This is a genomic window from Saccharopolyspora sp. NPDC047091, from assembly GCF_040643635.1.
Taxonomy (GTDB): Bacteria; Actinomycetota; Actinomycetes; order Mycobacteriales; family Pseudonocardiaceae; genus Saccharopolyspora_C.
Map to the genome: position 1 here is coordinate 20901 of NZ_JBEYUS010000050.1, position 19444 is coordinate 40344.

Annotated in this window: 11 protein-coding genes; 9 read left to right on the forward strand and 2 right to left on the reverse strand. The window is 72.6% G+C overall.

Annotated features, from left to right (window positions below):
* Positions 1–117: 117 nt before the first annotated feature.
* The 8 genes from ABZ805_RS20385 to ABZ805_RS20420 all read left to right on the forward strand — a co-directional run bounded on the left by ABZ805_RS20385 (position 118) and on the right by ABZ805_RS20420 (position 15507).
* Positions 118–612 carry a hypothetical protein gene (locus ABZ805_RS20385; RefSeq protein WP_358442456.1) on the forward strand — a complete coding sequence of 165 codons (495 nt, stop codon included), beginning with the start codon at positions 118–120 and terminating at the stop codon, positions 610–612.
* Positions 613–727: 115 nt separating this feature from the next.
* The gene (locus tag ABZ805_RS20390; RefSeq protein WP_358442459.1) at positions 728–1750 is read left to right on the forward strand and encodes an ATP-binding cassette domain-containing protein; all 1023 of its coding nucleotides are present in this window, start codon (positions 728–730) and stop codon (positions 1748–1750) included.
* Positions 1750–2598 (forward strand): ABC transporter permease, encoded by an 849-nt coding sequence (locus tag ABZ805_RS20395; RefSeq protein ID WP_358442462.1) that lies wholly within the window; start codon positions 1750–1752, stop codon positions 2596–2598. Before ABZ805_RS20390 ends, ABZ805_RS20395 begins: the two co-directional genes overlap by 1 nt.
* A gap of 304 nt (positions 2599–2902) precedes the next feature.
* Positions 2903–6616: an ABC transporter ATP-binding protein gene (locus tag ABZ805_RS20400; protein ID WP_358442464.1), complete on the forward strand. Its 3714-nt coding sequence runs from the start codon at positions 2903–2905 to the stop codon at positions 6614–6616.
* Positions 6617–6979: 363 nt separating this feature from the next.
* The gene (locus tag ABZ805_RS20405; protein ID WP_358442467.1) at positions 6980–10702 is read left to right on the forward strand and encodes a multifunctional oxoglutarate decarboxylase/oxoglutarate dehydrogenase thiamine pyrophosphate-binding subunit/dihydrolipoyllysine-residue succinyltransferase subunit; all 3723 of its coding nucleotides are present in this window, start codon (positions 6980–6982) and stop codon (positions 10700–10702) included.
* An 8-nt stretch (positions 10703–10710) separates the two neighbouring features.
* Positions 10711–12072 (forward strand): MFS transporter, encoded by a 1362-nt coding sequence (locus ABZ805_RS20410; protein WP_358442469.1) that lies wholly within the window; start codon positions 10711–10713, stop codon positions 12070–12072.
* A gap of 46 nt (positions 12073–12118) precedes the next feature.
* Positions 12119–13939: an NAD(P)/FAD-dependent oxidoreductase gene (locus ABZ805_RS20415; protein ID WP_358442472.1), complete on the forward strand. Its 1821-nt coding sequence runs from the start codon at positions 12119–12121 to the stop codon at positions 13937–13939.
* Positions 13936–15507 (forward strand): hypothetical protein, encoded by a 1572-nt coding sequence (locus ABZ805_RS20420; protein ID WP_358442474.1) that lies wholly within the window; start codon positions 13936–13938, stop codon positions 15505–15507. Before ABZ805_RS20415 ends, ABZ805_RS20420 begins: the two co-directional genes overlap by 4 nt.
* 12 nt (positions 15508–15519) lie before the next feature.
* On the opposite strand, the gene ABZ805_RS20425 is transcribed toward ABZ805_RS20420, so the two are convergent.
* Together ABZ805_RS20425 and xylA are read right to left on the reverse strand one after the other, a co-directional pair.
* Complete coding sequence (locus ABZ805_RS20425) at positions 15520–16767, reverse strand: FAD-binding protein (RefSeq protein WP_358442477.1); 1248 nt, start codon at positions 16765–16767, stop codon at positions 15520–15522.
* Positions 16764–17957 carry a xylose isomerase gene (gene xylA, locus ABZ805_RS20430; protein ID WP_358442480.1) on the reverse strand — a complete coding sequence of 398 codons (1194 nt, stop codon included), beginning with the start codon at positions 17955–17957 and terminating at the stop codon, positions 16764–16766. Before xylA ends, ABZ805_RS20425 begins: the two co-directional genes overlap by 4 nt.
* Positions 17958–18043: 86 nt before the next feature.
* Here xylA and ABZ805_RS20435 point away from each other — a divergent pair, with 86 nt between their 5' ends.
* Entirely contained in the window at positions 18044–19213 is a 1170-nt protein-coding gene (locus ABZ805_RS20435) for an ROK family transcriptional regulator (protein ID WP_358442483.1), read from the forward strand.
* Positions 19214–19444 lie beyond the last annotated feature (231 nt).

The window sequence follows — 19444 nt, forward strand, 5'->3', positions numbered from 1 at the left end:
GTTCGGTGTGGTCGGCCGGGTGAACTGCCGATGGGAGTGCGCCAAGCCGCGCCGATCTGCGGCGGTGCTCGTCGCGGACGCCACGGACGTCCGCCTTCTCCGTCCCGATCGGCCGCGATGACCGTACGACGCGGGGAGTGGCACGTGGACGACGCGAAGATGCGGGAGGCCGTCCTGGACCGGCTGGCCCGGCTGGAGCGGGTGGCCACCGAAGGCGGCACCGAAGAGCTGTTACCGGTCGCCAGGTCCGAACTGCACCGCCTCACCGGCGGGCTGCGCGCCCTGCTGGAGGCGCACCACCCGGACTCCGACGGGCGCTGCCCCGCCTGTTCCGGCACGGTGCGCAGCCGCAGCTGGCCGTGCGAGTCGTGGCTGCAGGTGCACCGCGGCCTCATCGGCGACCGAGCGACGCCCGGCGCACCGATCGACCGCCACTCCCCCGCCGACGAGGCGGCGCCGGACCGCGAACCGGGACCGGACGTCGGGGCGCGGCCACCGACCGGCCGCTGGCCCAGCAGCGCACCCGTCCACCACCGCCCTCCCCGACCGGAGGACGGCCGACCACCGGGCTCGGACCGGCCGATCAGCCGGCCGCAGCACGGCACGGGCTGATTTCCGCACTCCCCCCTAACGGCGCGGGCCGGTCAGGCAGGATGGGACCGCCCCGCGCCCGAGCGTGATCGTTCAGCGTCGCGCGCTCGCGGGCGCCCTGCGGGGCCGAGCGACGATGGAGGAGCGTGTGCACGACGGCAGCGGCCGGATCCTGGTGCAGAACCTGAGCAAGAACTTCGGGCCGGTGAGCGCGGTCCGCGACCTCAGCTTCGCCGTCCACCCCGGGGTGGTCACGGGTTTCCTCGGCCCGAACGGTTCCGGCAAGACGACGACGCTGCGCATGGTGCTGGGGCTGGTGAACCCGACATCGGGTACCGCCACCGTCAACGGGGTGCCCTTCGCCCAGCTGCGCAACCCCGCCACCGTGGTCGGGGCGGTGCTGGAGGCGCAGAGCTTCCACCCGTCCCGCACCGCGCGCAACCACCTGCGCTGCTACTCGGCGGCGATGAACGTGCCCGACCAGCAGGTCGACCACGCGCTGGACCTCGTCGGGCTGACCGGCGCCGCGAACCGCGCGGCGGGCGGGTTCTCGCTGGGCATGCGGCAGCGGCTGGCCCTGGCCACCGCGCTGCTCGGCGACCCGCAGGTGCTGATCCTCGACGAACCGGCCAACGGGCTCGACCCGGAGGGCATCGCCTGGCTGCGCGGCTTCCTCAAGTCGTTCGCCGCATCCGGGCGCACCGTGCTCGTCTCCAGCCACCTGCTGCGCGAGATGGAGCACACCGTCGACCACGTGGTGATCGTGAGCCGCGGCGAATGCGTCTACAACGGCGACCTGGACCAGCTGCGCGCGCAGCAGCGCAACCGGGTGCTCGTGCAGGCCGGTGACCCGCAGGCGCTGGTGAACTCGCTGCAGGCCGCCGGGCTCACCGTGGAGCCGCTGCCGGACGGGCGGATCGCCGTCACCGGCTCCGACTCCCGGTCGGTCGCCGAACTGGCCCTGCAGGCCGGCGTCGCCGTCTACGGCATCCAGGAGGAGCAGGTCGACCTCGAGCGGCTGTTCTTCCAGCTCACCAGCGGCCAGTACGTCGGCGCCCAGCACCCGCCCGGCGGGCCACCACCCGGCCCCGGCGGCTGGGCACCGCCCGGCGGGCCCAACCCGTACCAGCAGCACGGCGGATTCGGAGGAGGCGCCTGATGGACGGCCTGGTCAAGTCCGAATTCCGGAAGATCTTCACCACCAACCTGTGGTGGGCACTGCTCATCCCCGTGGCGCTGCTCAGCTTCGGCGCCAGCTGGATGGGCACCGGGTTCGGCTACATGCCCGCGATCGAAGAGGACCTCGGGCGGCCGCTGCCGCTGGGGCTGCTCACCATGTCGATGTCGACGAACTTCAGCACCATCTTCGCCGGACTGGTGGGGGCGCTGGCGTTCGCCGGCGAGTACCGGAACAAGAGCATCACCACCACCTACCTCACCGGGAACCCGCGCGGGGCGGTGCTCGGGGCGAAGCTCATCGCCTACACCAACCTCGGCCTGCTGTACGGGCTGGTCAACGTGCTGTCCGCCAGCCTCGGCGCGCTCGCCGGCGGGGGCGTCGACGGGTTCGGCGAAGGGCCCGACTGGCTCATCGTCAGCGCCGCCGGGCTGCTGGCGATGGTGCTGTGGACGCTGCTCGGCGTCGGGTTCGGCGCGCTCGTCGCCAACCCGGTGATCGTGATCATCGTGCTGCTGGTCTACAAGTTCGTGTTCGAGTTCATCGTCGACCTGTTCCTGGTCGGCTCCGACGCGTCCGGGGTCGTCTCCTACCTGCCGGGCGCCGCCGGGAGCGGGATCGTCGGCAACCTCGCCGTGCCGACCTTCATCAGCGCCATCGCCGGGCCGAACGAACCGAACGTGCCGCAGGGGCTGTTCGACGTGCTGCACTTCGTCTTCGGCGGGTCCTACGGGCACCCGTGGTGGCTGAGCATGTTGACCTTCGCCGGCTACGCGGCGCTGTTCGTGCTCGGCGGCTGGTACTTCAGCGGGCGGCGCGACATCACCTGAGCCGACGCCGGTCGACCGGAGGGGATCTTTCCGCGGGAGCGGGGAGGTCCCCTCCGCTGCGTTCGGGGTGGTGACAGGAAGGTTCCCTTCCCCGCACCCGTGGCAGAAAGGTTCCCTTCCTCACTCCGATGACCGGAAGGTTCCCTTCCACGCGCAGGTGAGACCCGGTACCCCGCCGCCACGGCTGCTCCGACCCGTCGTCCCCGGCGCCTAACCTGGCCCGGTGAGCGACTCCGGCAGCGAATGTTCCCGTCCTGGTTGGATCCGCCGTCTGCTCGCCGCGTGCCGGCGCCATCCGGTCGCGATGCTGCTGGCGTTGGGCGCGTCGGTGGCGGCGGTGGGCTTGGAGGCGCTGGTCCCGCTGATCACGAAGGCGGCGGTGGACGACGCGGTGGCGGGCGACACGAGCCGGTTGTGGTGGCTGGCGGCGGCGTTGGCGGGGCTGGGGGTGTTCCGGTTCGGCGCGGCGTTCGTGCGCCGCTACTCGGCGGGCCGGTTGGCGTTGGACGTGCAGCACGATCTGCGGCGCGCGGTGTTCGGTTCGGTGCAGCGGCTGGACGGCGGCAAGCAGGACGCGTTGCGCACGGGCCAGGTGGCGTCGCGGGCGATCAGCGATCTGCAGCTGGTGAACGCGCTGCTGTCGATGGTGCCGCTGGCGGCGGGGACCGTGGTGCTGATGGTGTTCGCGCTGGTGGCGATGGTGTGGTTGTCGCCGCTGCTGACGTCGGTGGTGCTGGTGGTGGTGCCGTTGATCGCGGCGGTGTCGGCGCGCAGCAAGAAGCGGCTGTTCCCGGCGACGTGGTCGGCGCAGCAGCGGGCGGCGGACATCGCCCAGCAGGTCGAGGAGACGGTGTCCGGGGTCCGGGTGGTGAAGGGCTTCGGCCAGGAGGCCCGCGAGGTGGCCCGGTTGGAGTCGGGTGCGCGCCGGTTGTTCGCGGAGCGGCTGCGCACGGCGCGGATGACGTCGTTCCCGCAGGCGAGCTTGTCGGTGCTGCCCGCGGCGGGCCAGGTGGGCGTGCTGGGCCTGGGCGGCTGGATGGCGTTGCACGGCCAGGTGGGGCTGGGCACGTTCGTGGCGTTCGCGGCGTACGTGGGGATGTTGGGGGGCCCGGCTCGGATGATGGCGAGCGTGCTGGTGCAGGGCCAGCTGACGCGGGCGGGCATGGAGCGGATCACGGACCTGATCGATTCGCGGCCGGACGTGCGGGACCGGCCGGGCGCGGTGGATCTGCCGGAGGTGCCGCTGCGGGTGCGGCTGGACGGGGTCGGTTTCGGCTACACCCGTGATCAGCAGGTGCTCTCGGACGTGTCGTTGCGGGTGGAGCCGGGCGAGACGGTGGCGCTGGTGGGGCCGGCGGGGTCGGGGAAGTCGACGGTGTCGTTGCTGCTGCCGCGGTTCTACGACGTGCAGCAGGGCGCGGTGCGGATCGGCGCGGCCGAGGGCGGTGCCGAGCACGACGTGCGGGACGTGCGGTTGGAGTCGTTGCGGTCGGCGGTCGGGGTGGTGTTCGAGGAGGCGTTCCTGTTCTCGGATTCGATCCGCGGCAACATCGCCTACGGGCGCCCGGATGCGACGGATGCGGAGGTGGAGGCGGCGGCGCGCGCGGCGGAGGCGCACGGTTTCATCGCGGCGCTGCCGGAGGGCTACGGGACGCTGGTCGGCGAGCGGGGCCTGACGTTGTCGGGCGGCCAGCGGCAGCGGGTGGCGCTGGCGCGGGCGTTGCTGTCGGATCCGCGGATCCTGGTGCTCGACGATGCGACGTCGGCGGTGGACCCGGCGACGGAGGCGGCGATCCACGACACGTTGCGGTCGGTGACGGCGCAGCGCACGACGTTGTTGATCGCGCATCGCCGGTCGACGCTGGCGTTGGCGGACCGGGTCGCGGTGCTGGACGCGGGCCGGGTCGTGGACGTGGGCACGCAGGAGGAGCTGCGGGAGCGGTGCGGCTTGTTCCGCTCGCTGCTGGCCGGTCCCGGGGAGGAGATCGACGCGGCGGGCGCGACCGAGCCGGAGCCGATCGCGGCTGCGGCGCCGACCGCGGAGCTGTGGCCCGCGGTGGACGAACCGGAGCGCACGCACGCGGTGGAGGTGCGCGGTGGCCGCGGGGGTGGTGCGGCGACGCCGTTGACGCCGGAGCTGGCCGCGGGCCTGCGCGCGCTGCCCGCGGCGGTGGACGCGCCGCGGCTGCCCGGGGTGGATGCGACGGCGCCGGATCCGGGGTTCCGGCTGGCGCGGTTGCTGCGGCCGATCCGGTGGGGCTTGGCGGTGACGGTGCTGCTGGTGGCGGCGGATGCGCTGGGCTCGGTCGCGCTGCCGTCGCTGGTGCGCCACGGAGTGGACGGCGGGGTGGATGCGCGCGATCCGGGGACGTTGTGGCTGGTGACGGCGATCGGCGCGGTGATCGTGCTGGTGAGCTGGCTGGTGATCAAGGTGCAGACGGTGGTGACGGCCCGCACCGGGGAGACGTTGCTGTACCTGCTGCGGGTGCGCAGCTACGCGCACCTGCAACGGCTGGGGCTGGACTACTACGAGCGGGAGCTCGCGGGCCGGATCATGACGCGGATGACGACGGACGTGGACGCGTTGTCGTCGTTCCTGCAGACGGGCTTGGCGACGGCGGTGGTGAGCGCGTTCACGATCTTCGGGATCGCGGTGGCGCTGCTGGTGACGGATCTGTCGCTGGCGCTGGTGGCGTTGGCGGTGCTGCCGCCGCTGGTGGTGGCGACGGTGCTCTTCCGGCGGGTGTCGTCGACGGCGTACGCGGAGGCGCGGGAGCGGGTCAGCACGGTGAACGCCGACCTGCAGGAGAACGTGTCGGGGCTGCGGGTGGCGCAGGCGCACCGCCGCGAGCGCTACTCGGCGAAGGTGTTCGCGCAGCGCAGCGACGCGTACCGGCGGTCGCGGCTGCGGGCGCAGCGCTACATCGCCACGTACTTCCCGTTCACCGCGCTGCTGTCGGAGCTGGCGCAGGCGGTGGTGCTGGGCGTGGGGGCGACGCGGGTGGCTTCGGGCGAGCTGACGGCGGGGGTGCTGGTGGCGTTCCTGCTGTACCTGGGCATGTTCTTCTCGCCGGTGCAGCAGTTGTCGGGCGTGTTCGACGGCTACCAGCAGGCCAGGGTGGGGTTGCGCCGCATCGGTGATCTGCTGCGCACGCCGACGTCGGTGCCGCAGGACGCGGCGCCGGTGCCGGTGCCGGAGCGGCTGGCGGGCGCGGTGGAGCTGCGGTCGGTGTCGTTCCGCTACCCGGGTGCGGAGCGGGACGCGTTGCGGGACGTGTCGCTGCGGGTGGAGCCGGGCACGACGGTGGCGCTGGTGGGCCCGACGGGTGCGGGCAAGTCGACGCTGGTGAAGCTGCTGGCCCGGTTCTACGACGTGACCGGCGGCGAGCTGCTGGTGGACGGGGTGGACGTGCGCCGCTACGAGCTGTCCGGGTTCCACGACCGGCTCGCGGTGGTCCCGCAGGAGGGCTACCTGTTCGCGGGGGACGTGGCCGAGAACATCGCCTACGGGCGACCGGCGGCGTCGGACGCGGAGGTGGAGGCGGCGGCGCGGGACGTGGGCGCGCTGCCGGGGATCGCGATGTTGCGCCTCGGGTTCCGCCAGCAGGTCGGCGAGCGCGGCCGGGAGCTGTCGGCGGGCCAGCGGCAGCTGGTGGCGCTGGCCCGGGCGGAGCTGGTCCGGCCGGACCTGCTGCTGCTGGACGAGGCGACCGCGGCGCTGGATCCGGCGACGGAGTCGCTGGTGGTGTCGGCGAGCGATCGGCTGGCGGCGCGGCGCACGACGTTCGTGGTGGCGCACCGGCTGGGCACGGCGGCGCGGGCGGACCGGATCGTGGTGGTGGACGGCGGCCGGGTCGTGGAGGACGGCGCGCACGCGGAGCTGCTGGCGCGGGACGGGCACTACGCGCGGCTGTGGCGGGCGGGTGATCACGCGGTGGCGGACCCGACGGGCCCGGTCGAGCACCGCTCCGCGGACGCCGGTGACTCGGCGCACGATCCGCTGCGCACCTCCCCCTGACGTGCTCACCGTGCGGGTGGCCGCGAGCACGTGGCGTCACGCGTTCTCGCCGGTCGGGCCGGTTCGTCCCGCGAGGCGGGAACAGCGGTCGTGACCGAAACGTTGTGGTGTCCGCAGGCGACAGACGGGGTGGAGGACCACCGGCCCGCCGGTGGTGAGTCGGCGCATAGTACGGATGCCAGTGATCGACTACGACGCCCGAACGGGTCACGTTTGCCTGGTGAGGGACTTTCCTGATCGATCCTGTGACCGAGCTCTTCTCCACCAGGCCCGCACTGTGTGCCAACCGCACTAATCGGACCGCTAGCCTGGTACTTGAGTGTGTGTACATCACGAGCAGATGGATCGAGGCGAACGCCAGCCGTGTCCAGCAGCAGCCCTGCGTCACAGTTCGGCCCCAACGAATGGTTGATCGAGGAGATGTACGAGCAGTACCTCCAAGATCCCGCTTCGGTGGACTCCGCGTGGCACGAGTTCTTCGCCGACTACAAGCCGGGGCAGGCGGCCTCGGTCTCGGTAGCCGCTGACAACTCCACCGCCGCGGCAGGAGCCGGGTCGACCGCGACGACGACAACGGTGTCGGGAACGACTACTGCGACGGCCACGCGCAGCGAGGGCAACGGGCAGGCTCGCCCGGCCGCCGCAGCGCAGGCCCCCGCGCCGAAGCCGGCCAAGGCGGCCGAGCCGAAGCCGTCCCCCCAGCAGGCCGCGAAGGCGGCTCCGGTGAAGAGCTCCGGTGCGGGCGAGGAGACGAAGCCGCTGCGCGGTGCGGCCGCGGCGATCGCCAAGAACATGGAGCAGTCGCTGGAGGTGCCCACCGCGACGAGCGTGCGGGCGGTCCCGGCGAAGCTGCTGTTCGACAACCGCATCGTGATCAACAACCACCTGAAGCGGAACAAGGGCGGCAAGGTCTCGTTCACGCACCTCATCGGCTACGCGCTGGTGCGGGCGATGCGGGACTACCCGAACATGAACCGCCACTACGGGGAGGACGCCAAGGGCAAGCCCGCGGCCGTCACCCCGGAGCACGTGAACCTCGGTCTCGCGATCGACCTGCCCGCCAAGGACGGCTCGCGCAACCTCGTCGTGGCCTCCATCAAGGGCTGCGAGGAGATGACCTTCCAGCAGTTCTGGCAGGCCTACGAGGACATCATCCGCAAGGCCCGCACCGGTGGGCTGACCGCGGACGACTTCGCGGGCACCACGTTCTCGCTGACGAACCCGGGCCCGTCGGGCACGAACCACTCGGTGCCGCGGCTCACCAAGGGCCAGTCGGCGATCATCGGCGTCGGGGCGATGGACTACCCGGCCGAGTTCCAGGGGGCTTCGGAGAAGTCCCTGGTCGACATGGGCATCAGCAAGATCGTGACGCTGACCTCGACCTACGACCACCGGGTCATCCAGGGCGCCGAGTCCGGTGACTTCCTGCGCAAGGTGCACCAGCTGCTGCTGGGCGAGGACAAGTTCTTCGACGACATCTTCTCGTCGCTGCGCATCCCGTACGAGCCGATCCGCTGGACCCAGGACATCCCGGAGGGCGCGGTCGACAAGACCGCCCGGGTGCTGGAGCTGATCGACGCCTACCGCACCCGCGGCCACCTGATGGCCGACATCGACCCGCTGAACTACCGGCAGCGCAGGCACGAGGACCTCGACGTCCTCTCGCACAGCCTCACGCTGTGGGACCTGGACCGGAAGTTCGCGGTCGGCGGGTTCGCGGGCAAGGAGCGGATGTCGCTGCGCGACGTGCTGGGCGTGCTGCGCGACTCGTACTGCCGCACCGTCGGCGTCGAGTACATGCACATCCTCGAGCCGGACGAGCGCGACTGGCTGCAGAAGCGGGTCGAGAAGCCGCACGAGAAGCCGGAGCAGTCCGAGCAGAAGTACATCCTCTCCAAGCTCAACGCCGCCGAGGCGTTCGAGACGTTCCTGCAGACCAAGTACGTCGGGCAGAAGCGGTTCTCGCTGGAGGGCGCCGAGACCGTGGTGCCGCTGCTGGACGCGGTGCTCGACTCGTCGGCCGCCGCGGACCTCGACGAGGTCGTCATCGGCATGCCGCACCGCGGCCGGCTGAACGTGCTGGCGAACATCGTCGGCAAGCCGATCTCGCAGATCTTCCGCGAGTTCGAGGGCAACCTGGACCCGGGCCAGGCGCACGGTTCCGGTGACGTCAAGTACCACCTGGGCGCGGAGGGCAAGTACTTCCGCATGTTCGGCGACGGCGAGACGAAGGTGTCGCTGACCTCGAACCCCTCCCACCTGGAGGCCGTGGACCCGGTGCTGGAAGGCATCGTCCGCGCCAAGCAGGACATCCTGGACAAGGGCCAGGAAGGCTTCACGGTGCTGCCGGTGCTGCTGCACGGCGACGCCGCGTTCGCCGGCCAGGGCGTGGTCGCCGAGACGCTGAACCTGTCGCTGCTGCGCGGCTACCGCACCGGCGGCACCGTGCACGTGATCGTGAACAACCAGGTCGGCTACACCACCGCCCCGGAGCACTCGCGGTCCAGCAAGTACTCCACCGACGTGGCGAAGATGATCGGTTCGCCGGTGTTCCACGTCAACGGCGACGACCCCGAGGCGTGCGTCTGGGTCGCGAAGCTCGCCGTCGAGTACCGCCAGGCGTTCGGCAAGGACGTCGTGATCGACATGGTGTGCTACCGCCGCCGCGGGCACAACGAGGGCGACGACCCGTCGATGACGCAGCCGTCGATGTACGACGCGATCGACAAGATGCGCAGCGTCCGCAAGACCTACACCGAGTCCCTCATCGGCCGCGGCGACATCACCGTCGAAGAGGCCGAGAAGGCGCTCAAGGACTACGCCTCCCAGCTGGAGCACGTGTTCAACGAGGTCCGCGAGCTGGAGAAGCACCCGCCGGAGCCGAGCCCGTCGGTGGAGTCCGAGCAGGTCGTGCCGACCAAGCTGGTCACCGCGATCTCCCCCGCCACGCTGGAGCGGATCGCGGACTCGCACGTCGACCTGCCCGAGGGCTTCACCCCGCACTCGCGGGTCAAGCCGGTGCTGGAGCGGCGCGCCAAGATGGCCCGCGAGGGCGAGATCGACTGGGGCTTCGGCGAGCTGCTCGCGTTCGGGTCGCTGGCGATGGAGGGCCGCTCGGTGCGGCTCACCGGCCAGGACTCGCGACGCGGCACCTTCGGCCAGCGGCACTCGGTGCTCATCGACCGGAAGAACGGCACCGAGTACACGCCGCTGCAGAACCTCGGCGACGACCAGGCGAAGTTCCTCGTCTACGACTCGGCGCTGTCCGAGTTCGCGGCGATGGGCTTCGAGTACGGCTACTCGGTCGCCAACCCGGACGCCCTCGTGCTGTGGGAAGCGCAGTTCGGCGACTTCTTCAACGGCGCCCAGTCGATCATCGACGAGTTCATCTCGTCCGGTGAGGCCAAGTGGGGGCAGCGTTCCGACGTGGTGCTGCTGCTGCCGCACGGCCACGAAGGCCAGGGCCCGGACCACAGCTCGGCGCGCATCGAGCGCTGGCTGCAGCTGTGCGCCGAAGGGTCCATGACGGTGGCGCTGCCGTCGACGCCGGCGAACTACTTCCACCTGCTGCGCAGGCACTCGCTGGACGGCATCCACCGTCCGCTGGTGGTGTTCACGCCGAAGTCGATGCTGCGGATGAAGGCCGCGACGAGCTCCGTCGCCGACTTCACCGAAGGCAAGTTCACCTCGGTGATCGACGACCCGGCGCAGCCGGACCCGTCGGCGGTGCGCCGGATCGTCCTCTGCTCCGGCAAGCTCTACTACGACCTCGCCGCCGAGAAGGAGAAGCAGGGGCACACCGACACCGCCGTGGTGCGGCTCGAGCAGCTGTACCCGCTGCCGCACCGCAAGCTCGGCGCGCTGCTGGAGCGCTACCCGAACGCCACCGACATCCGGTGGGCGCAGGAAGAACCGGCGAACCAGGGCCCGTGGCCGTTCCTCGGCCTCGCGCTGCCGGAGCTGTTCCCCGAGCGGATGCGCGGGCTCAAGCGCGTGTCGCGGCGCCCGATGGCCGCCCCGGCCACCGGTCTCAAGGCCGTGCACGACGTGGAGCAGGCCGAGGTCGTGCACAACGCCTTCGCCTGATCCCTCTCGTGGTCGTCCCGGTGCTGGCCTTCGGCGGCATCTCGGTGTCGCTGATGCAGACCCTGGTGGTGCCGCTGGTGCCGAGCCTGCCCCGGCTGCTGGGCGCGTCGGCCGCCGACACCGCGTGGGCGATCACCGCGACCCTGCTGGCCGCCGCCGTCGCCACCCCCACCGTCGGGCGCCTCGGCGACATGTTCGGCAAGCGGCGGATGCTGCTGATCAGCCTCGGGATCATGGTGTGCGGCTCGGTGCTGTGCGCGCTGGCGAACGGGCTGGCGCTGATGGTCGCCGGACGGTTGCTGCAGGGCCTCGCCGCGGGCGTCATCCCGCTCGGGATCAGCATCATGCGCGACGAACTGCCCGCGGAACGGCTCGGCGGGGCCACCGCGCTGATGAGCGCCTCCCTCGGCGTCGGCGGTGCGCTGGGCCTGCCCGCCGCCGCGTTCGTCGCGGAGAAGGCCGACTGGCACGCGCTGTTCTGGGCCGCCGGGGCGCTCGGCCTGCTCGCCGCCGTGCTGGTCGCGGTCCTGGTGCCGGAGTCCCGGGTCCGCGGCGGCGGCCGCTTCGACCTGCCGGGCGCGATCGGGCTGTCCATCGCGCTGCTGTGCCTGCTGCTCGCGCTGTCGAAGGGCGCCGACTGGGGCTGGGGCAGCGGGACGACGCTCGGGCTCGTCGCGGGCGGGCTGCTGGTGCTGCTGGTGTGGGGCTGGTGGGAACTGCGCACCGGGCACCCGCTGGTGGACCTGCGCACCACCGCGCGCCGCCAGGTGTTGCTGACCAACCTGGCCTCGGTGGTGTTCGGGTTCGCGATGTTCGCGACCTCGCTGGTGATCCCGCAGCTGCTGCAGCTGCCCGCCGAGACCGGGTACGGGCTCGGGCAGACCATCCTCGCCGCCGGGCTGGTGATGGCGCCGAACGGGCTGGTGATGATGGCGATGTCACCGGTGTCGGCGCGGATCTCCCGGGAACGCGGGCCGAAGGTGACGCTGATGGCGGGCGCGCTGGTCGTGGCCGCCGGCTACGGGCTCGGGCTCGTCATGATGTCCGAGATCTGGCAGCTGATGGTCATCTCCTGCGTGATCGCCGCGGGCATCGGGCTCGCCTACGGTGCGATGCCCGCGCTGGTCATGGGCGCGGTCCCGGTGTCCGAGACCGCCGCGGCCAACAGCCTCAACACCCTGATGCGCTCCATCGGCACCTCCGTGTCCAGCGCCGCGGCCGGGGTGATCCTGGCGAACATGACCATCCAGGTCGGCGGCGCCGCGCTGCCCGCGCTCGGCGGGTTCCAGGTGGTGCTGGGCATCGGCGCCGCCGCCTCGCTGGGGGCGTTCGCGATCGCGGCGTTCCTGCCCGGACGCGCCACCGAGTAGTCCTGCCGGAGACCCCGAACGTCCCGAACCACCTGGAGGAAGTGGAATGTCCACCACCGAGGAGTCCCGGCGCGCCGTGCTGGACCCCGCCGTGCTCGGCTTCGACCCCGAGCAGCTGCGGGCGCGCTACCGGGCCGAGCGGGACCGGCGGCTGCGCCCCGACGGATCCGCGCAGTACCGGTCCACGACCGGCGATTTCGGTTACTACGCCGACGATCCCTACGCCGAGGACAGCCCCCGGGAACCGCTGCACGAGCACTCCGAGGTGCTCGTCGTCGGCGGCGGGTTCGGCGGGCTCACCGCGGCGGCCCGGTTGGTGGAGCGCGGGTTCACCGACATCCGGGTCGTGGAGAAGGGCGGCGACTTCGGCGGTACCTGGTACTGGAACCGGTATCCGGGCGTGCACTGCGACATCGAGTCCTACATCTACCTGCCGCTGCTGGAGGAGCTCGGATCGTTCCCGGCGTGGAAGTACTCGCCGGGCGAGGAGATCCGCGAGCACGCCCGCGCCGTCGGCCGCCACTACGGGCTCTACGACCGCGCCTGCTTCCAGACCGAGGTCGTCGACAGCGAGTGGGACGACGAGGCCGAGCGCTGGACGGTGCGCACCGACCGCGGGGACGTGCTCACCGCCCGCTACGTGATCGTCTCCAGCGGTCCGTTCAGCAGGCCGAAGCTGCCCGGGCTGCCCGGCATCGAGACCTTCCGCGGACACACCTTCCACACCAGCCGCTGGGACTACGACTACACCGGCGGGGACGCGAGCGGCGGGCTGCACCGGCTCGCCGACAAGCGGGTCGCGGTCATCGGCACCGGTGCCACCGCGATCCAGTGCGTGCCGCACCTCGGTCAGGACTCGGCGCACCTGTACGTGTTCCAGCGCACTCCGTCCTCAGTGGACGAACGGGGGAATCGGCCCACCGACCGGGAATGGGCCGCCGCGCTGCCGCCCGGCTGGCAGCGCGAACGGCGGGAGAACTTCCTGACCCTCGTCTCCGGCGGGCACGCCGAGCAGGACCTCGTCGGCGACCGCTGGACCGACAGCGCCGAGACGTTCCGCTCCATCATGCCCAGCGCGCACAACGAGATCCTCGACGCCGACGACGCGCTGCACGCCGAACTCGCCGACTTCGCCAAGATGAACTCGGTGCGCGCCAGGGTCGACGAGATCGTCGAGGACCCGGCCACCGCCGAGGCGCTGAAACCCTGGTACCACCGGCTGTGCAAGCGGCCCACGTTCAGCGACACCTACCTCCCGACGTTCAACCGCCCCAACGTGACCCTGGTCGACACCGGGGGAGCAGGGGTGGAGCGGCTCACCGAGCGCGGCGTGGTCGTGGCCGGCGTCGAGTACGAAGTGGACTGCATCGTGTTCGCCACCGGGTTCGACCTCGGCGCGGGCGCGATGACGACGGCGCGGACGGTGCGCGGGCGCGGCGGGCGCACCCTCGCCGAGCACTGGAGCGGCGGCCTGCGCACGCTGCACGGGTTCACCAGCCACGGCTTCCCGAACCACTTCCGGCTCGGTGCCTCGCAGAACGCGAGCTCGGTGAACTTCGCCCACGTCCTCGACGAGCAGGCCGAGCACGTCGCCGAGCTCATCGCCGCCGCCCGCGACCGCGGGGCCCGCCGCGTCGAGCCGTCGGCCGAGGCCGAAGCCGCGTGGGTCGCCACGATCCGCGAGAAGGAGCGCTACGACCGGGAATTCCTCGCCGAGTGCACCCCGAGCTACTACAACAACGAGGGCGATCCCCGGGCTCGCAGCGAGAGCTACGGTGGCGGTGCCATCGAGTTCTACCGGTTGCTGCGCGACTGGCGGGCCGCGGGTGGCGCGGACGAGGTGCTGGTGGAAGGGGAACGGGCGTGACGCGCAGTGGTGTGCAGCCGGTGCTCGGCGAGCGCTGGAGCGTCGGTCGGGAGAACGAGCCGAACCCGCTGCGCGGCTCCAACGGCATCGCGTTCGGCCCGGACGGGCGGCTGCACGTCGCCCAGTACCTGGCCGGGGGGATCAGCGCGGTCGACGTCGACTCGGGCGAGGTGGAGCCGGTGCTGCCGCTGGGCGGGCCGGTGTGCTCGCCGGACGACCTCGCGTTCGCCGCGGACGGCTCGATGTACGTCACCGACCTGAACCCGGGCCTGGTGTGGCGGCGCTCGCCGGACGGCGGGCTCACCGTGGTGGCGCGGGAGTTGCGCTGCCCGAACGGGATCACCTGCGTCGGGGACCGGGTCTTCGTCAACGAGATGTACCAGGACGGGCGGGTGCTGGAGGTGTTCCCGGACGGGCGCGCACCGGTGGTGCTCACCGGCGGTCTCGCGATGGGCAACGCGATGCAGCTCGGGCCGGACGGCGCGCTGTACTACCCGCACATGATGACCGGCGAGGTGTGGCGGGTCTCCCCGGAGGGCGGGGCGGCGGAGCTGGTCGCCGAGCAGGTGCACGAGCCGGTCGCGGTGCGCTTCGACCGCGGCGGCGCGCTCGTGGTGCTCTCCCGCGGCGTGGCGGGCATCGTCACCCGCTTCGACGGGGACGGCTCGCGCACGATCACCCGCACCGGCATCGCCGGGATGGACAACGCCGCGTTCGACGCGGAGAACCGGATGCTGGTCTCCAGCTACGGCAGCGGCGGGCTGACCAGGATCGATGCCGAGGGGCCGGTGCGCCCGGTGGTGGCGCGCGGGTTCAACGGCCCGTTCGGCGTGGCCGCCGACTCGGACGGCCGCTGGTACGCGGCCGACCACTTCCGGCTCGGCACCGCCACCGACGAGCTGGGAGCGGAGGCAGGCGGGCCGCTGCTGTCGGAGGTGGGCGGGTTCGTGCACGGCATCGCCGCCGAGGACGGGCTGCTGCACATCACCTCGCAGTTCGGCGACGTCCGCACCGCGGGCGAAGGCCGGGTGCGGGTCCGCGCCGCCGGGCTGGACGGGCCCGGCGGGATCGCGGTCGCCGCGGACGGTGCGCTGGTGGTCGCCGAGACCGGTGCAGGCCGGGTGCTGCGCATCGACTCCGCGGACGAGGTGACCGCGCTCGCCGAGGAGCTGCACGCACCGGTGGACGTGGCGCTCGACGAGGACGGACGCTGCTTCGCCACCGAACGCGGCGGCCGGGTGCTGCGGATCGACGGTGGTGCGGTGGACGTCCTCGCCGAGGGGCTGGCGGAGCCGCAGGGCATCGCGTGGCTCGGCGGCGAGCTGTTCGTCGTCGAGGTCGGCGCGCGGCGGCTGCTCTCGCTCGACCCGGGCACCGGCGCGCAGCGGATCGAGCGGGCGGACCTGCCGGTCGGCGTCCCGTCGGGAATGCGCGACCCGGAACCCGTTGCGGCGCAGGGAGTTCCCGGCCAGCCGCGCGCGTTCGCCGGGATCGCCGCCACCGCGGACGGCGAGCTGCTGCTGACCGCCGCGGCGGAGGGAACCGTCCTGCGCCTCACCCGCGGCTAGCGGACACCCCCGTCAGGTGCCGAAGACGCGTTCGTCGAGGAACTCGTTGCGGAAGCGGTGCTGCGGGTCCCAGCGCTCGGCGAGCGCGCGGAAGTCGGCGAGCCGCGGGTAGCGCTCGGCGAGCACGTCGGCGCCCATCGCCCACACCTTCCCCCAGTGCGGGCGGGCGTCGAACGGGGCGAGTGCCGCTTCGAGCGCGGGCAGCGCCGCCGCCACCCCGGCCTGGTCGCGGCGCCAGGTGAAGTGGACGGCCAGCGAATCCCGCCGCCACGCGGGGCTGAGCCACAGCTCGTCGGCGGCGACCGAGCGGAGTTCGGCGACCAGCAGCACCGGGGCGAACGCGGGCGCGGCCCGCTGCAACGCCTCGACGGCCGCGGCCGCGTGCCGCGCGTCCACCAGGTACTCGCTCTGGATCTCCGCGCCGCTGCTGGGAGTGCGGCCCGCCCGGAAGTGCGGGAGCCGTTCGTGCGCGGGGCCGGGCGCGGCCTGGGCGGTGACGTTCTCGGTCGGCCCGCCCGCCATCGGGTGCCGCGGCCCGTCGACGAGCGCGCTGCCGAGGCGGGCGAACAGCGCGGCGTCGTGCCCGCCGCGCTCCTTCACCACCACCTGCCGGACGCCGGTGCCGTCGAAGTCGGTGAACAGGCTGACGCTGTACCCGGACGCGAGCAGCGCGTCCAGTTCGGCCCCGACCACCGGCCACGGCAGGCCCGCGTAGACGTGCTGGGTGACGTCGAACGCGGGCTCCACCGCGAGTTCGAGCCGGGTGAGGACGCCGAGCGCGCCCAGCCCGACGACGGCTCCCGGGAAGTCGGGATCGCCGTCGCGCAGCCGCCGGATCTCCCCGTCGGCGGTGAGGAACTCCAGCGCCCGCACCGCGGAACCGAGCCCGCGGGTGCGGCTGCCGGACCCGTGCGTGCCGGTGGAGATGGCGCCCGCCACCGACAGGTCCAGCAACGACGCCAGGTTCGCCAGGGCGAGCCCGTGCTCGTGCAGCACGCGGGTGAGCTCGGCGTAGTGCACCGGCCCGGAGATCGCGACGGTCCCGGCCGGGTCGACCTCGATCTCGGCGGGCAGTTCCGCCAGCGACAGCTGCACGTCGGGGCTGTCGGCGATGCCGGTGAAGGTGTGCCCGGTGCCGAGCACCCGGACGCGGTCGGCGCCGGTGACGATCTCGGCGAGCTCGTCGAGCGTGCGCGGCCGCGCGAAGCGGGGTGCCCGGTAGGTGACGTTGCCGGACCAGTTGGTGCGGGGCGTGCTCATCCCCGGGCGCCCATCAGGTGTTCGGTGGCGAGCTGCTGCAGCCGCACGAACCCGTAGCCGCGGCCGTCGTAGTGCGCGGCGCTGTCGAAGTCCTCGAACGCGGCCCGGTCGGCGAGCAGCGCGGCGGCCCCTTCGCCGTCGGCGAGCGTCGGCACGGCCAGTTCCGGCACCTTCGCGGTGGCGAGCGCCTCCTGCACCTCGGGGTCGGCGCGGAACGCGGCCGCGCGCTCCGCGAGCAGCAGGTAGTTGGCCATGTTGGCGCGCACCGAGTCCCACACGCCCGCGTCGTCCTCGGTGCGGGCGGGTTTGAAGTCGAAGTGCCGCGGCCCGTCGTAGGCGGGCGTCCCCCCGGGACCGCCGTGCTCCAGCAGGTCCACCAGGGCGAACGCGTTGTGCAGGTCGCCGTGCCCGAACACGAGGTCCTGGTCGTACTTGATGCCGCGCTGCCCGTTGAGGTCCAGGTGGAACAGCTTGCCGTGGTAGAGCGCCTGCGCGACCCCGGCGGCGTAGTTGAGCCCGGCCATCTGCTCGTGCCCGACCTCCGGGTTGACGCCGAACAGCTCGGGGCGCTCCAGCGAGTCGATGAACGCGAGGGCGTGCCCGAGAGTGGGCAGCAGGATGTCGCCGCGCGGCTCGTTCGGCTTCGGTTCGAGGGCGAAGCGCAGGTCGTAGCCGCGTTCGGTGACGTGGTCGGCGAGCAGGTCGGCGGCTTCCCGGTAGCGGGCGAGCGCCTGCTGCACGTCCTTGGCGGCGTCGTGCTCGGCGCCTTCCCGCCCGCCCCACATCACGAAGGTGCGGGCGCCGAGCTCGGCGGCCAGGTCGAGGTTGCGCAGCACCTTGCGCAGCGCGAACCGGCGCACCGCGCGGTCGTTGGAGGTGAACCCGCCGTCCTTGAACACGGGGTGCGAGAACAGGTTGGTGGTGACCATCGGGACGGTGATCCCGGTGTCGGCGAGGGCCTGCTTCAACCGGTCGATCTCGGTGCGCCGCGCCGCGTCGGTGGCGTCGAACGGGAACAGGTCGTCGTCGTGGAAGGTGAGGCCCGCGGCACCGAGCTCGGCGAGCTTCTCGACCGCGTACCGGGTGTCCATCGTGGACCTGGTGGGGCCGCCGAACGGGTCGATCCCGCGGTAGCCGATGGTCCACAGCCCGAAGGAGAACCGGTCGGCCGGGGTGGGGGTGCGGCTCATCTGGGGTCCCTCCCACGAATTTGTTCTTGTGCAGAACATACTAGGGTTCCGGTTGATCGACGGGCAAGATCCAGGTGGGGGAGCGGATGCGCGGCAGCAACTCGGACCGGGTCCGGCGCGCGAACCTCGCGGCCGTGCTCGACCTGGTGCACCGCACCGGGCCGCTGTCCCGCGCCGGGATCACCCGCGCCACCGGGCTGAGCCGTTCCACGGTGGCCGCGTTGGTCGCCGAGCTCACCGGCATGGGCCTCGTGGCCGAGTCCGGTCCGCAGAGCACCGCCCGCGTCGGCAGGCCCTCGCCGGTGGTGCATCCCGATCCCGACTGCGTGGCGATCGCGGTCAACCCGGAGCTGGACGCGATCACCCTCGGCGTCGTCAGCCTCGGCGGAGAGGTCCGCAGCCGCCGCCGCGTCGAGGTCGCCCGCCCCGGCGCGGCGCAGACCGTCGAGGTCGTCGCGGCCGAACTGGGTTCCGCCGAGCTCGCGGGCAAGCGCATCGCGGGCATCGGCGTCGCCGTGCCCGGCCTGGTCCGCGGCGACGGCGTGGTGCGGTGGGCGCCGCACCTGGACTGGCGGGAGGAACCGATCGCCGCCGAGCTCACCCGCGCCACCGGGCACCCCGCGTTCGCCGCCAACGACGCGACCCTCGGCGCGCTCGCCGAGCAGCTGTTCGGCGCGGGCGTCGGCGTGCCGGACCTCGTGTACCTCAACGGCGGGGCCAGCGGCATCGGCGGCGGCATCATCGCCGATGGGCGCCCGCTCGGCGGGATCGGCGGCCACGCGGGCGAATTCGGGCGCAACCGGCCGGCGATCCGCGACCCGGACGACCGCGCGGTGCCGGGCGGGACGCTGGAGGACGAGGTGAACCGGGCTCGGCTGCTCGGACTGCTCGGGCTCGGCTCCGCCGACCAGCTCGCGCTCTCCGGTGCGCTGGCCGCCACCACCGATCCGCGGGTGCGCGGCGAACTGGCCCGGCAGGCGCGGGTGCTCGGCGGCGCGGTCGGTGCCGCCGTGAACGTGCTCAACCCGCGGCTGGTGGTGCTCGGCGGTTTCCTCGCCGACGTGCTCGGCGCCGATCCGGCGGGATTCGCCGAGCTGGTCCGCGAGCAGTGCTCCGCGCCCGCCTTCGAGGAGGTGCGCATCGTGCCCGCCGCGCTCGGCGCCGACCTCCTGATGATCGGCGCCGCCCAGCTCGCGCTGCACCGGCTGCTCACCGATCCGGCGGCCACCCGGACCACCGCCGCGCGGGCGGAGTGAGCGGCCCGCACGTCCGATACCGCTGGGCGAACGGTCCGCTCACCCGAAAACCCGAGCACCGGGTGAGCGGACCGCCGGTCCAACGCGGTTGGGGAAACGGTCCGTTCACCCGAAAACGGGCCCGGGGTGAGCGGACCGCCGGTCCGATGCGGCTGGGCGAACGGTCCGTTCACCCCGAACCGAGGTGTGGGTGAGCGGCCCGCCCGTCCGGTACCGCTGGGCGAACGGTCC